The 12,681-nt window shown below is 67.8% G+C and carries 13 protein-coding genes and 1 other RNA gene; 8 read left to right on the top strand and 6 right to left on the bottom strand.

From position 1 onward, the window contains the following. Window positions 1-62 precede the first annotated feature (62 nt). The 3 genes from XnspCFBP7698_RS12080 to XnspCFBP7698_RS12070 are packed head-to-tail and all read right to left on the bottom strand — an operon-like array spanning window position 63 to window position 2,149. The gene (locus XnspCFBP7698_RS12080) at window positions 63-971 is read right to left on the bottom strand and encodes a histone deacetylase family protein (protein ID WP_039413038.1); all 909 of its coding nucleotides are present in this window, start codon (window positions 969-971) and stop codon (window positions 63-65) included. A 38-nt stretch (window positions 972-1,009) separates the two neighbouring features. Next, window positions 1,010-1,567: a cob(I)yrinic acid a,c-diamide adenosyltransferase gene (locus XnspCFBP7698_RS12075; protein WP_123137429.1), complete on the bottom strand. Its 558-nt coding sequence runs from the start codon at window positions 1,565-1,567 to the stop codon at window positions 1,010-1,012. Between the two features lie 3 nt (window positions 1,568-1,570). Beyond that, the gene (locus XnspCFBP7698_RS12070; RefSeq protein ID WP_104580909.1) at window positions 1,571-2,149 is read right to left on the bottom strand and encodes a hypothetical protein; all 579 of its coding nucleotides are present in this window, start codon (window positions 2,147-2,149) and stop codon (window positions 1,571-1,573) included. Between the two features lie 197 nt (window positions 2,150-2,346). Here XnspCFBP7698_RS12070 and ubiH point away from each other — a divergent pair, with 197 nt between their 5' ends. From ubiH to XnspCFBP7698_RS12045, 5 genes are all read left to right on the top strand, one after another. After that, a complete protein-coding gene (ubiH, locus tag XnspCFBP7698_RS12065; RefSeq protein ID WP_104580908.1) occupies window positions 2,347-3,555 on the top strand; it encodes a 2-octaprenyl-6-methoxyphenyl hydroxylase in 1,209 nt (402 codons plus the stop codon). After that, window positions 3,552-4,733: a UbiH/UbiF family hydroxylase gene (locus XnspCFBP7698_RS12060; RefSeq protein WP_104580907.1), complete on the top strand. Its 1,182-nt coding sequence runs from the start codon at window positions 3,552-3,554 to the stop codon at window positions 4,731-4,733. The genes ubiH and XnspCFBP7698_RS12060 overlap by 4 nt, the downstream gene beginning before the upstream one ends. A gap of 125 nt (window positions 4,734-4,858) precedes the next feature. Then, window positions 4,859-5,578, top strand: a complete 720-nt coding sequence (locus XnspCFBP7698_RS12055) for an alpha/beta hydrolase (RefSeq protein WP_104580906.1) — start codon at window positions 4,859-4,861, stop codon at window positions 5,576-5,578. Window positions 5,579-5,660: 82 nt separating this feature from the next. Next, window positions 5,661-6,089 (top strand): nuclear transport factor 2 family protein, encoded by a 429-nt coding sequence (locus XnspCFBP7698_RS12050; RefSeq protein ID WP_104580905.1) that lies wholly within the window; start codon window positions 5,661-5,663, stop codon window positions 6,087-6,089. 121 nt (window positions 6,090-6,210) lie between these two features. Then, entirely contained in the window at window positions 6,211-7,245 is a 1,035-nt protein-coding gene (locus XnspCFBP7698_RS12045; protein ID WP_104580904.1) for a transporter, read from the top strand. Between the two features lie 169 nt (window positions 7,246-7,414). Here the strand turns inward: XnspCFBP7698_RS12045 and XnspCFBP7698_RS12040 are convergent, their stop codons facing one another. Then, a complete protein-coding gene (locus XnspCFBP7698_RS12040) occupies window positions 7,415-8,089 on the bottom strand; it encodes a GntR family transcriptional regulator (RefSeq protein WP_039413062.1) in 675 nt (224 codons plus the stop codon). A gap of 232 nt (window positions 8,090-8,321) precedes the next feature. On the opposite strand from XnspCFBP7698_RS12040, the gene XnspCFBP7698_RS12035 reads away from it, so the two are divergent. From XnspCFBP7698_RS12035 to XnspCFBP7698_RS12025, 3 genes are all read left to right on the top strand, one after another. Beyond that, a complete protein-coding gene (locus XnspCFBP7698_RS12035; protein ID WP_039413073.1) occupies window positions 8,322-9,218 on the top strand; it encodes a gallate dioxygenase in 897 nt (298 codons plus the stop codon). A 10-nt stretch (window positions 9,219-9,228) separates the two neighbouring features. Further along, entirely contained in the window at window positions 9,229-9,588 is a 360-nt protein-coding gene (locus XnspCFBP7698_RS12030; RefSeq protein WP_039563931.1) for a protocatechuate 3,4-dioxygenase, read from the top strand. Window positions 9,589-9,653: 65 nt separating this feature from the next. After that, window positions 9,654-10,655: a LysR substrate-binding domain-containing protein gene (locus tag XnspCFBP7698_RS12025; RefSeq protein ID WP_039414712.1), complete on the top strand. Its 1,002-nt coding sequence runs from the start codon at window positions 9,654-9,656 to the stop codon at window positions 10,653-10,655. A 262-nt stretch (window positions 10,656-10,917) separates the two neighbouring features. Here XnspCFBP7698_RS12025 and XnspCFBP7698_RS12020 read toward each other — a convergent pair. Both XnspCFBP7698_RS12020 and XnspCFBP7698_RS12015 read right to left on the bottom strand, forming a co-directional pair. Beyond that, window positions 10,918-10,993: non-coding RNA, sX9 sRNA (locus tag XnspCFBP7698_RS12020), on the bottom strand. 69 nt (window positions 10,994-11,062) lie between these two features. Next, on the bottom strand, window positions 11,063-12,541 hold the full coding sequence (locus tag XnspCFBP7698_RS12015) for an AMP-binding protein (RefSeq protein WP_104580903.1): 1,479 nt from the start codon (window positions 12,539-12,541) through the stop codon (window positions 11,063-11,065). Between the last annotated feature and the right edge of the window lie 140 nt (window positions 12,542-12,681).

Below are 12,681 nucleotides of genomic sequence, written 5' to 3'. Positions count from 1 at the left end.
GCGCCTGCGCCGCGCGGGCGAGGTTCATCGCCGGCGGCCGCGTGCCCGGCGTGCCGACGGGGTCAGCGCAGGGCGGCGACGTGGGCCACGCTGCTCTCGCGCAACGCTTGCAGGTCGTATCCGCCTTCCAGCATGGACACCACCCGGCCGCGCGCATGCCGCTCGGCCAGGGTGCGCAGCGCGCCAGTCAGCCAGGCAAAATCGTCGTCGTCCAGCATCAGGTCGGCCAGCGGATCGCGCAGGTGCGCATCGAAACCGGCCGAGATCAGGATCAGCTGCGGGCGGAAGGCATCGATCAGCGGCAGCATCTCGTCCTCCCAGACATTGCGGAAGCGCAGCCCGTCGCTGCCCGGTGGCAGCAGCAGGTTGTGGACGTTGCCGACGCCGCGCTCGTGGACACTGCCCGAGTGCGGATAGAGCCCGGACTGATGGGTGCTCAGATACTGCACGGCCGGGTCGCGTTCGAAGATCGCCTGCGTGCCGTTGCCGTGGTGGACGTCGAAATCGACGATGGTGATGCGCTCCAGCCCATGCCGGTCGCGCGCATGCGCGGCGGCCACGGCGATGTTGTTGAACAGGCAAAAGCCCATCGACACCTGCGCGGTGGCGTGGTGGCCGGGCGGGCGCACTGCGCAGAAGGCGGTGCGGGTCTGGTCCTGCATCACTGCGTCCACAGCCGCGATGCCGGCGCCTGCAGCGCGCAGGGCGGCCGCACGCGAGGCGGGCACCATCCGCGTGTCCACGTCCAGTTGGCGATAGCCGTCGAAGGCGGTTTCCAGCACCGCGTCCACCTGCTCGCGCTCATGCACGCGGCACAGGTCGCCCAGCTTGGCCAGCGGCGCCTCGCGCCAGTCCAGGTCCGGAAAGGCGGCGCGCAGGGCGTCGACCACCGCTTCCAGGCGGGCGGGGCTTTCAGGATGCTCGGGGCCGGCGTCGTGACCGAGGCAGGCGGGATGGGTAAAGACCAACATGGGACGACTCTAGCCTCTCCGCCGTGCCGGGCACAGGGTCAACCGCGCCGGCGGTCGTGCCGCCAGAGCACTTCCTGCTGGCCATCGACCCGCGCCAGCACGCGCGCCAGGACGAACAACAGGTCCGACAGCCGGTTGAGATAGCCGATCGCCTCGCTGCGCACCGCTTCCTGACGCGACAGCGCGACGGTCTCGCGCTCGGCCCGGCGCACGATGGTGCGGGCCAGGTGGCAGCGCGCGGCCGCTTCGCCACCAGCCGGCAGGATGAAGTCCTGCAGCGGCAGCAAGCCGTCGTTGTAATGGTCCAGGTGGCGCTCCAGGGCGGCGATATCGGCCGCCTCGATCGCCGCATGCCCCGGGATGCACAGCTCGCCGCCCAGGTCGAACAGCTGGTGCTGCACGGTGGTCAGCAGGTCGGCGACCGGGGCGGGCACGCCGGGCGCGGCCAACAGCACGCCGAGCGCCGAATTGGCCTCGTCCACCGTCCCGTAGGCGTTGACGCGCAGCGCGTCCTTGCCGGTACGGCTGCCGTCGCCCAGGCCGGTGCTGCCATCGTCGCCGGTGCGGGTATAGATGCGCGAAAGCCGGTTGCCCATGACCTAGCCGGCGTGGGACTGGTGCTGCGGCGCTGCCAGGCGCTCGGTCGCGACCTGGAGCAACGCGGCGGCGGCGACATACAGCGCCGCACTGCGCAGGTAGGGCCACAGCCAGTCGGTGTAGTTCTTGAACCAGCCGGCCAGCGTGGGCTCACTGACGCTGGCACTGATCCAGTAGAAGCTGCCCTGGGCGATCAGCTGGCACAGCGCCACGCCGATCAGCAGGGCGGGCACCAGCCGGGCGAGCGCGTTCCAATGGGCGCCGTGGTAGTGCCGGCGCAGCCAGACGCCACCGGCCCACAGCGCGAAGTACGCCGGGATCAGGCACCAGTAGGCCGGCGAGACACAATAGTGCTGCCAGAAGCTCAGGCCCTGGCGGGTGATCACCAGCCAGTCCACCGCCACCGCAAGCCCCATCAACAGCGGGAACGCCAGCCGCGTGCGCGCGGCCAGGTGAAAGCCGCCGATGAAGAACACCGCCCAGGACGCATCCGGGACCGGCGCGAAGTGATTGATCCGCGTGGCCGCCATCAGGAGGGCGAGCAGACTCAGAATCAGGGTGTCGTGCGAGCGAGACGTCATGCGCGAAGGTGGCCAGGTCACAGGTCCGGAAGTGTAGCGTGGAACCCGGCATGCCCGTGCCGGCCCGGCAGGCGCGCGATCCGTCGAGCGTCTGCCGGAATGGGCGTGCCGGCGACGCGGGGTAGACGGGCCGGGCGCGGCAATCTGTCTCAACGCCCGGCGGCAACCTGCCTGGGGCCAGGGCTTATCATGTGGCGATGACACATCCACATGACGTTTTGATCGTTGGCGGCGGCCTGGTCGGCTCCAGCCTGGCGATTGCGCTGGACCGCCTCGGCCTGGATGTCGGGTTGGTGGAAGCCACCCCGGCCGGCGCGCCACCGGCGGTATTCGACCAACGCAACCTGAGTTTTGCCGCCGCCACGGTCAATGCATTGGGCGCGCTCGGGGTCATGGCAAAGTTGCGCAACCCGCCCGGGCCGATCCGGCGCATCCACGTCAGCCGTGCAGGCGACTTCGGGCGCGTGCAGCTGGATGCCGCCGACTACGGGCGCGACAGCTTCGGCCAAGTGGTGGTGGCGCGCGATTTCGGCGACGCCCTGCAGGCGCGTCTGGACGAGCTGACCCGGTTGCACCGGTATCGCCCGGCACGCTGCATCGGCGTGGAGCCGGTGCAGGACGGCCTGCGCGCAGTCCGCCTGGCGGCCGCCGACGGCGAGCGACTGGTCCGCGCCAGGCTGGTGGTTGGCGCCGATGGCAGCCACAGCGCGGTGCGCGAGCTGCTGCATATCGGCACCGACGCGCACGATTTCCTGCAGACCCTGTTCGTGGCGCGCGTGCGGGCCGCCAGGCCGCCCGATGGCACTGCCTGGGAGCGCTTCGGCGAACACGGGCCAACCGCATTGCTGCCGCGGGGCGACCGCCATTACGGCGCCATCCACTGCGTGGCGCGTGCCGATGCCGAAGCGGTGGCGGCCCTGGACGAGGCCGGCTGGCTGGCACGGCTGCAGCGCGCGGCCGGCTGGCGTGCCGGGCGCTTCATCGCCAGTGGCGAGCGCAGCGCCTACCCGTTGGTGCAGGTGCTGGCGAACAGCCTCATCGCCGAACGCGTGGTGCTGCTGGGCAATGCCGCGCAGACGCTGCATCCGATCGGCGCGCAGGGCTTCAATCTCGGGCTGCGCGATGCGCTGACGCTTGCCGAACTGATCGAACACGATCGCAGCGATGCCGGTGCCGGTGCGCTGCTGGATGCGTATCTGGCGCGTCGACGCGTGGACCGCGAGCACGCGATCGGCTTCTCCAGCGGGTTGGCGCGGCTGACCGGCAATCCGGCGCCTTTGCTACGGCCGCTGCGCAGCCTGGGCCTGCTGGCGACCTCGCAGGCCGCCCCGTTGCAGTCGATGCTGGTCGGGGGCGCGATGGGCTTCCGTGGCGAAGTCCCGCAGCTGTGCCGGGGTGTGGCATGAACCGGCGCACGCCGCGCGATGCGGTGATCGTCGGTGGCGGTGTGGTCGGCGCCGCCTGCGCCTTGGCGCTGGCCGATGCCGGGCTGCAGGTCGCGTTGGTGGAAGGGCATGAACCCGCGCACTGGCACGCCGACCAACCCGACCTGCGCGTCTACGCATTCGCCGCCGACAACGCCGCGTTGCTGGACAGCCTGGGCGTGTGGTCGGCAGTGCGTGCCGCCCGCGTGCAGCCCTACCGGCGGATGCGGGTCTGGGATGCCGGCGGGGGCGGCGAGCTGGGCTTCGATGCCGACACGCTGGGGCGCGAACAGCTGGGCTGGATCGTCGAAAACGCGCTGCTGGTCGATCGCCTCTGGGCGGCCGTGCACGCAGCCGGCGTCGAGGTGCATTGCCCGGCGCGCGTGGTCGAACTGGAGCAGGACAGCGGCAGCGTGCGTCTGCGGCTGGACGATGGCAGCCGCCTGGAGGCGGCGATTGCGATCGCCGCCGATGGTGCTGCGTCCACCTTGCGTGAATTGACCGGGGTGCCGGTCTCGCGGCACGCCTACGCGCAACGCGGCGTGGTGGCCTTCGTGGAGACCGAGCGGCCGCACGAGTCCACCGCCTGGCAGCGCTTTTTGACCACCGGGCCGCTGGCGTTCCTGCCGTTTGCCGAAGGCCGCAGTTCGATCGTATGGACCTTGCCGGATGCCGACGCCGCACGTGTGCTGGCCCTGGATGATGCGGCGTTTTCGCGCGAGCTCACCCAGGCCTTCGCCGCACGCCTTGGCCAGGTGCGGGTGGCCTCGCCGCGCGCTGCCTTTCCGCTGCAGCGGCAACTGGTGGAGCAGTACGTCAGCGGTCGTGTGCTGACCCTGGGCGATGCCGCGCACGTGGTGCACCCCCTGGCCGGGCAGGGCGTCAATCTGGGGTTGCGCGATGTCGCTGCGCTGCGCGAGCAAGTGCGCAACGCGCGCGCCAAGCGTGCCGACTGGGCAGCGCCGCACCGCCTGCAGCGCTGGGCGCGAACCCGTCGCAGCGACAACGCCGTCGCCGCCTACGGCTTCGATGCGATCAATCGGGTGTTTTCCAATGACGAGATGCACCTCACCCTGCTGCGCGGTTCGGTGCTCGGCCTGGCCGGCAAACTGCCGCCGCTGGTCGATGTGTTGTGGAAGCGCGCCTCCGGCGGTGCGTGAGCAGCGCCGCGCCGGCCGGCGTGAACGCGGATAACCGGCGCAGCCTTTGTTATATGCCTGAAAACTTATAGCGAAGGCCGCATCTTCCATACGACGGACGCGCACGGCCTAGCTACAGTCGGCGCATGACCTCGGTTGCGCACCCACCCAAGCCCCCCTTGCTGCTGCTCTGCGGCCTGCTCTGCGATGCCGCGATCTGGCAGCCGCAGCGCGAGGCGCTGGGGGACCTGGCGGAGGTGCAGGTGCTGGACTTTCCCGGTTTCGACAGCATCGTGCAGATGGCCACCCACGTGCTGGCCGGTGCACCGCCGCAGTTCGCGCTGGCCGGGCACTCGATGGGCGGACGCGTCGCGCTGGAGATCATGCGCCAGGCACCCGAGCGCGTGACCCGGCTGGCATTGCTCGATACCGGCATCGCCCCACGTCGCGAGGGCGAGCGCGAAGAGCGACAGGCGCTGGTGGACCTGGCCCGCACCCAGGGCATGCAGGCGCTGGCGTCGGCCTGGTTGCCGCCGATGCTGCACCCGGACTGTGTCGACGATGCCGCGTTGATGGAGCGCCTGACGGCGATGGTGCAGCGTCAAAGCCCGCAGGGGTTCGCCGGCCAGATCACGGCCCTGCTGGAGCGCCCCGATGCCGCGCCGGTGCTGGCACGGATCCGCTGCCCCACCTTGCTGGGTGTCGGGCGCCAGGACGCCTGGAGCCCGTTGGCCCGGCACCAGGACATGGCGCGGCACATCCCGCAGGCGCGCCTGGTGGTGTTCGAAGACAGCGGGCACATGGCGCCGGTGGAGGCGCCGGCGGCGGTGACCGCCGCCCTGCGCGACTGGCTGCAGGCCGCGTGATGGCCAGCAGGCCACGCCACCGGCGGTGACGCAGCGGTCGCTGGCGGCGCCGATACGTTTTGCTGAAATCCAAGGAGGCTGCATGCACGACGAGGCATCGACCATCATTGCCTGCGAGCAACTGATCCGCAGGTTCGCGCTGTACAACGACCGCCACGATCACGAGGCGCTTGCTGCCTTGTTCACCGACGATGGCGTGTTCGCACGGCCCAGCGCACCCGATGCACCGGTGCGTGGGCGCGAGGCCATCCTGCAGGCGCTTCGTGCGCGTCCGCCGCGCACCACCTGCCACCTGATGCTCAATACCCTGGTCACCGTTCAATCGCCGACCCTGGCGCACGCGCACAGCAATGTGCTGCTTTACACCGCCAGCCAGACCTCTGCGCCACCGCCGTTCGCCGCGCAGTCGCCGGCCTTGCTCGGCAGTTTCGACGATGTGCTGGTCTTCGAGCAGGAGCGTTGGCTGTTCAAGCAGCGGCTCGGTGCGTTGCTGCTGCAGATCGGTTCCTGAGCCGCCATCGCTAACGCGCAAGAAGCGTTGCAGCCGCCATCGGCCTGCAGCGCTGTCGTATCGCTTTCTCCCCCACGCCGCGCCCGCTGTCACCCACCTGTCCGCACCGGAGATTCGCCTAGTGGAACGCGTCCGTTTGTCTGCTCATTGTCGTTCGGTGTTGCTGCGCGCCCTGTCGCATCGGCAACGGTCATGGATTGTCGGCGCCACACTCGCTGCGGTGTTGCCGGGCACGGTGATGGCGCAGGCCGTACCGGAAACGGCGGCACCGCCGCAGGGCATCAATGTGGGGGGCACCAGTTTCATGGACGGGTTTGGCTCGTTGACGCCCGGCTGGACCGTCATCGAATACCTGCGCCATTACCACTTCAATTCGATCCGGAACGCCAGCGGCGACGATTCGCCGGCCTTTCGCGACCCGCAAGTGGACGTCAGCGTGCTGTTGACCCAGATGATCTATGTCACGCCCTATACCTGGAAGGGAAGTTCGTTGAGCTTCAATGCCATCGTGCCGTTGGTCAATTACGACACCGCATTTGCCGCAGACAGCCCCGTGCAGCTGAGCAGCAATGGGTTCGGCATGGGCGATATCTCTTTCGGGCCTGCCTTGCAGATGCCGCCGGTCATGCGCGACGGGCGCGTGTTCTTCTTCCAGCGCTTTGCGATCGACGCCTTTGCGCCGGTCGGCAAGTTCGATCGTGATACCGCGATCAACCAGAGCACCGGGTTCTGGTCGGTGGCCCCGCACTGGGCATTCACCGTGCAACCCAGCGATCGCTGGGAAATCAGCGGGCGCCTGAATTATCTGTACAACTTCCGGACCAGCCGCGCCGGCGGAGTGCCGCCGATTCCCGGCTTCCGCTTCCGCAACGGACAGGCGGGCGACCTGGTCTGGCTCAACTTCGCCACCTCGCTGAAGCTCAACGAGCAGTGGCGGGTGGGGCTCAATGGCTACTACCTGCAGCAGTTGAAGGACAACCGCACCAACGACCAGCGTGTGCCGGACAGCAAACGCAGGCAGTTCTATATCGGCCCCGGTCTGTCCTGGCGCATGAACGAAAAGAACCTGTTCAACTTCAATGTGTACCTGCCGGTGGATGTGGAAAATTCGGTCGCCGGCAATAACTTCAATCTGATGTTCGTGCATTCGTTATAGGCGTCCACCGCCGCCATGCGCAGCGCCTGCGACGGGGCGCTGCGCATGGCGGGGTAACTGCCGTTGCCACCTGCACGAGCCGGTAGCAAGGTGGTCGCTCAATGGGTGCCGCGTGGCGCGTCTGCGGTGTTGGCGCAGGTGCCTCGTGCTCAGCTCCGGGGCGCGGTAGTCACATCCCCATGCTGTGCCGTTGCGTATGCGCATGTTCGCGGAACAGCAGTTCCGCACGTGCTCCGTCGCGTTGTTCGATCGCCGAGACGATCGCCCCATGTTGGCGGTGCCCGTAATACAGATCGTCGTAGGCCACGGTGGCCGAGCGCTGGCCGAACACCACATGGCTGGGGCTGACGAACGGCACCACCGTGCAGCGGTCCACGGTTTCGGTGAGGATGGGCTTGTTGGCCGCCACCACGATGGTGCGATGGAAGCGGGCATTCATCGCGGCATAGGCCTGCTCGTCACCGGCATCGAGGCTGCGCTTGGCGAACAGGCGGTCGCCTTCGCCAAGACAGCCGTGCAGGGTGGCGAGCACCTCGGCCGACGCGCCCTGCTCGGCCAGCGTGCGCGCCGCCAAACCTTCCATCAGGGCGCGCACGGCCAGGGCATCCAGGCTTTCCTGCTGGCTGAAGCGGCGCACCGCATAGCCGCGGTTGCCTGTCTGCGCCAGCAGGCCTTCCTGGCACAGCGCCGGCAGAGCCTGGCGGATGGGCGTGCGCGAGATCGCCAGGCGTTCGGCCAGGGCCGCTTCGGTGATGCGTTCGCCCGGGGCAAAGGTGCCGCACAGGATCAATTCGCGTAGCTGCTGGACCGCTTGCAATCGGTGGTTGTTCGCCATTGGCTCCATTCTCTCGCGCCGTACCGCAGCGCACGTTCCTTGGAAGGGGAAAACTCGCAAATGCGTGTATAAAAACCTTGCGGACGAGATCGCTTGATGGCAATTTGGATCCCAAGGATACCTTTTTGGCAATCCGGAGTGCTCGATCGTCCCTGTTGGGATCCATTGCATCGCCGGTCCCGACCCAATCAATGACGCGCGCCCGGCCTTCCTCGGCAGCGCCGCGTCGCAGGAGCGCAGCATGGCAAGCATCATCGGCGGCATCGGAACCTCGCACGTTCCCACCATCGGGGTGGCCTACGACAAGGGCAAACAACAGGATCCGATATGGAAACCGTTGTTCGACGGCTACGGGCCGGTCGCCGAGTGGTTGGCCCGGCAACGGGCCGACGTGCTGGTGTTCTTCTACAACGATCACTGCACCACGTTCTTTTTCGATCTGTACCCGACCTTCGCGTTGGGCGTGGGCGAACGTTTCCCGGTAGCCGACGAGGGAGCGGGCTTGCGCAACCTGCCGCCGATTCGCGGCGATGTGCAGCTGCAGGCGCATATCGCCGAGTGCCTGGTCAATGACGAATTCGACCTGACCGTGTTCCAGGACAAGCCCATCGACCATGGCTGCGCGGCACCCTTGCCGCTGCTATGGCCGCATGTGCCCGACTGGCCCGGCACGGTGGTGCCCATCGCGATCAACGTGCTGCAGTACCCGCTGCCGACCGCGCGCCGCTGCTACCGGCTGGGTCAGGCGGTGCGGCGTGCCATCGAGTCGTATCCGGAAGATCTCAGGGTGGTGGTGGTCGGCACCGGCGGTTTGTCGCACCAGATCCATGGCGAGCGCACCGGCTTCAACAACACCGAGTGGGACATGGAGTTTCTGGACCGCTTCCAGCATGCCCCCGAGACCCTGACCGACCTGACCCACACCGATTACGTGCGCCTGGGCGGGGCCGAGAGCGTTGAGCAGATCATGTGGCTGGCCATGCGTGGTGCGCTGGAGGGTCCGATCCGCAAGTTGCATCAGAACTACTACCTGATGACCACCACCGCGATGACCGTGGTGGTGTACGAGCCGGGCGAAGAGGCGGCCGATGCGCCGCGTTCGGCAGAGCTGTTGGCGCGTACCGCCAACGCGGCATGAGGGCCTGCACATGAATCCGCAAGTCAACGGCATGGACAAGATCGACGGGACCTATCTGTTCGATCTACGCACCAGCAACCGCGCGCTGCGCCTGAATCGCTTTTTCTGGCAGATGATCCGCGCGCCGTGGCGCGACCGCTTCTTGCAGGATGCAGAAGTGCTGATGCAGGAGGCCGGACTCACCGAGCAGGAGAAGGCGCTGATCCGCGCACGCGACTGGCTTGGCCTGGTGCAGTACGGCGCCAATTTTTTCGTCATCGAAAAGTTCGCCCGTGTGGTGCGCATGACCAATCTGCAGGTCTACGCCATCATGCGCGGCGAATCGTTCGAAGCGTTCATGCAGACCCGGCAGGTGCCCGAGGCGCGCTGAACTGCGCGCCTCGGGCATCTGCCGGGTGCTGTCACCCGACTTCCCAACGTAAGGCCCACCCCCCCATGACCATGTCCTCCGTGTTCTTCGAACACCGCATCAAGGTCCGGCATCTACGTGTCATCGAGGCGCTGGACCGGCAAAAAAGCCTGCTCCGCGCCTCGCGCGTCTTGAATGTGACCCAACCTGCGCTCACGCGTGCCCTGCAGGAGATCGAAGAGATCGTCGGGGCACCGCTGTTCGAACGTCACTCACGCGGCGTGCGTCCCAACGCCATGGGCGAGGTGCTGGTGCAGACCGCGCATGTGGTGCTGGGCCAGTTGCGCCGCGCCCAGGACACGTTCGAGGGTCTGCTGCAGGACGACGCGCTCACGATCACCGTGGGCGCCCTGCCGGTGGCGGCAAGCGGCCTGTTGCCGGCCGTGCTGGCGGCGCTCTACCGCGCCGAGCCCACGCTGCGGGTGCGGCTGTTGCATGGCCGTACCGACGAACTGCTGCCCAAGCTGGCCGGCAACGAAGTCGATCTGGTCGTGGGCCGGCTCTATCCGCTGGCACGCTACGACGCACTGGTCCGCAAGGTGCTGTACCAGGATCCGATCGCGCTGGTGGCGCGCAGCGACCACCCCCTGTTTGCAAACGGCCCGGTACGCATTGCCGAAGCCGCGGCATATCGCCAGGTGCTGCCGACGCTGAGCCAGCACGTGGAGCGCGACGTGGCGCAGGTCATGCGCGAGCATGGGCTGGCCACGCGCGACCAGCTGCGTTCCAGCTCGGCCAGCTTCACCCGCGAGATTCTGCTCGGCACCGACAGCATCGCGGTGATGCCGAGCATGATGGTGGCCGGCGACATCGCCCGTGGCGAGTTGCGTGCCTTCCAGTTGCAGCAGCCGTCGCAGGCGCGTGCAGGTGGGGTGATCTACCGCGACAACAATGCCATTCTCAAGCCGGGCGTGCGCCTGCTGATGCGCGAGCTGGAGCACCAGTTGGCGCTCATGGCCGAGCAGGGCGCTGTGTGGGTGGACGACCATGTCGGCGAAGACGACATCCTGCTGGATGCGTCCGCGTAAGCGATGGCGTGCCTGTCTGCTCGTGCTGCAGTGAAAGGCACGATGCAGGCGGTCTGAGTAACGCACATCGGGCAGCCAGGGCTGCCCGACTGCGTATTGGGACAGTGGTGCTCACGGCGGTGTCTTCAGCACTCGCCCTGCGCGTGCGTTGGATGCAGGGCGAGTGCAGCGTGCTGGAGTCAGGGACGCACAGCGACACACACACGCTGCCAAGGCCAATCGGCGGGCACGTCGCCGCCGGGCAACGTGTCCGCCCAAAAGCGGCCAACAAAACCTAGCGTGCGGTCGTCAGGCGGGTGCGGACGGCGCGGAGGAACCGGCGTGTACGTGTGGTACATGCCGGTTCCGGGCACCGGCCGCGCAGTCGTTTTGTCAGCTGCTCTGCGTCCGACGTGCATCAGCAGGCGCTACGCGTCGTTCGCGAGCGCATCCTTCAGGCGCGCCTTCTGCAGTTTGCCTGTCGCGGTGCGTGGTAACGCTTCCACCACGCGTAGATGCTTTGGCACCTTGTACTTGGCCAGGCGCTCGATCAGGTAGCTGCGGATCTGCTCCAGATCCGGGTCCTCGGCGGCTGGCACGATCGCCAGATACCCCACCTCGCCCCATTGCGGGTCGGCCATGCCCACCACCGCGCATTCGCGGATCTGCGGGTGATCCGCGAGCACGGCTTCGATCTCCGCGGGGTAGACGTTCTCGCCGCCGGAAATGAACATGTCCTTCTTGCGGTCCACCACAAAGAAGAAGCCATCGGCATCGCGCTTGACGATATCGCCGGTACGGAACCAGCCCTGCGCATCGCGCATCTCGGCAGTGGCCTTGGGGTCGCGCCAATAGCCGGGGCTGAGATTGGGCCCGCGCAACAACAGCTCGCCGGGAACACCTGTCGGGCAGTCGTTGCCGTCGCCATCGACGATGCGGGTCTGCACCGTCGGCGAGCAGATGCCGGCCGCGCCCAGCTTGGTGCGAATGACCTCGCAATCGACCGACATGCCGAACACCGTGCCGGCCTCGCTCATGCCGAAGCCGCAAACCATGGGAATGCCGTCGTCCACCCAGCCCAGCAGGTCGTCGCTGGCGTGTGGCGCGCCGCCGCTGACCAGGGCAGTGAGGTGACGCAGCGCTGCGGGGTCGAAACCCGGTTGAGCGCGGAAGGCCTGCATCATCTGCGGCACACCGACGTAGTGGGTGATGCCCAGCGCCGGATTGCCGAGCCAGCCCAGCGTGCGCTGCGGCTCGAAACCGCTGGAGACCTGGATCGACCCGCCCACCGCCAGTGCCGGCCGCACATTGGTGGCCAGGCCGATGATGTGGAACATCGGTGCTTCGCACAGGAAGCTGCTGCCCGCATCCACGCGGGTGGTGACGCCGAAGTTGTGCGCCACCTGCTGCAGGTTCTGCTCGCTCAGCATCACGCCCTTGGGCTGGCCGGACGTGCCCGAGGTGAACAGGATCAGGCTGACGCGGTCCGGCGGAATGTAGGACGTCTCGGCCGGCGCGAGGCCCTTGGCGGTCTCGATGAAGTCCGTCAGCGCTTCGACATGCGCGCGCCCGGCGGCGACATCATCGCCCAGCAGCAAGCGCGGCTCGGCGCGTTGCAACAGGGCATCCAGCTCGGTGGCGCTCAGGCGCCAGTTGAGCGGCACGTAGATCGCGCCCACGCGTCCGCACGCGAAGTGCAGCGCCACCTGCCAGACCGAATTGCGGGCGAGCACGGCGAGCCGTTCGCCGTCGATGCAGCCGCGCGCCTGCAGGAGGGCGGCGAGGCGGCCGATCAGCTCGTCCAGTTCGGCGTAGGTCCATTGCTGATCCAGCAACAGGTCGCGCGCGGCGAGGCGTTGCGGTGTGAGGCGGGCATGGAAGGAAATCGAGTCAGTCGGCATGGTCATGGCGCTGTCTTCCGAATGCGGTTTGGGGGAGTGGCTGGCGTGAGTGCGACGGCAACGGTAGAAGGTTCACGCGCACGCCCGATGACGCAGCGGGCATTCACCAGCGATGGTGTGAACCGGTTGCAGGAGAACGGCAGAGC

Source organism: Xanthomonas sp. CFBP 7698 (assembly GCF_003600855.1).
In the GTDB taxonomy this organism is placed as follows: Bacteria; Pseudomonadota; Gammaproteobacteria; order Xanthomonadales; family Xanthomonadaceae; genus Xanthomonas; species Xanthomonas cannabis.
This window is presented reverse-complemented; position numbering and strand designations above follow the sequence as displayed.

Coding starts and splice junctions, on each gene's coding strand:
- ubiH (WP_104580908.1), top strand. CDS start 2,347: ATGACACATCCACATGACGTTTTGATCGTTGGCGGCGGCCTGGTCGGC.
- XnspCFBP7698_RS12025 (WP_039414712.1), top strand. CDS start 9,654: ATGACCATGTCCTCCGTGTTCTTCGAACACCGCATCAAGGTCCGGCAT.
- XnspCFBP7698_RS12075 (WP_123137429.1), bottom strand. CDS start 1,567: ATGGGCAACCGGCTTTCGCGCATCTATACCCGCACCGGCGACGATGGC.
- XnspCFBP7698_RS12015 (WP_104580903.1), bottom strand. CDS start 12,541: ATGACCATGCCGACTGACTCGATTTCCTTCCATGCCCGCCTCACACCG.
- XnspCFBP7698_RS12055 (WP_104580906.1), top strand. CDS start 4,859: ATGACCTCGGTTGCGCACCCACCCAAGCCCCCCTTGCTGCTGCTCTGC.
- XnspCFBP7698_RS12080 (WP_039413038.1), bottom strand. CDS start 971: ATGTTGGTCTTTACCCATCCCGCCTGCCTCGGTCACGACGCCGGCCCC.
- XnspCFBP7698_RS12030 (WP_039563931.1), top strand. CDS start 9,229: ATGAATCCGCAAGTCAACGGCATGGACAAGATCGACGGGACCTATCTG.
- XnspCFBP7698_RS12040 (WP_039413062.1), bottom strand. CDS start 8,089: ATGGAGCCAATGGCGAACAACCACCGATTGCAAGCGGTCCAGCAGCTA.
- XnspCFBP7698_RS12060 (WP_104580907.1), top strand. CDS start 3,552: ATGAACCGGCGCACGCCGCGCGATGCGGTGATCGTCGGTGGCGGTGTG.
- XnspCFBP7698_RS12050 (WP_104580905.1), top strand. CDS start 5,661: ATGCACGACGAGGCATCGACCATCATTGCCTGCGAGCAACTGATCCGC.
- XnspCFBP7698_RS12070 (WP_104580909.1), bottom strand. CDS start 2,149: ATGACGTCTCGCTCGCACGACACCCTGATTCTGAGTCTGCTCGCCCTC.
- XnspCFBP7698_RS12035 (WP_039413073.1), top strand. CDS start 8,322: ATGGCAAGCATCATCGGCGGCATCGGAACCTCGCACGTTCCCACCATC.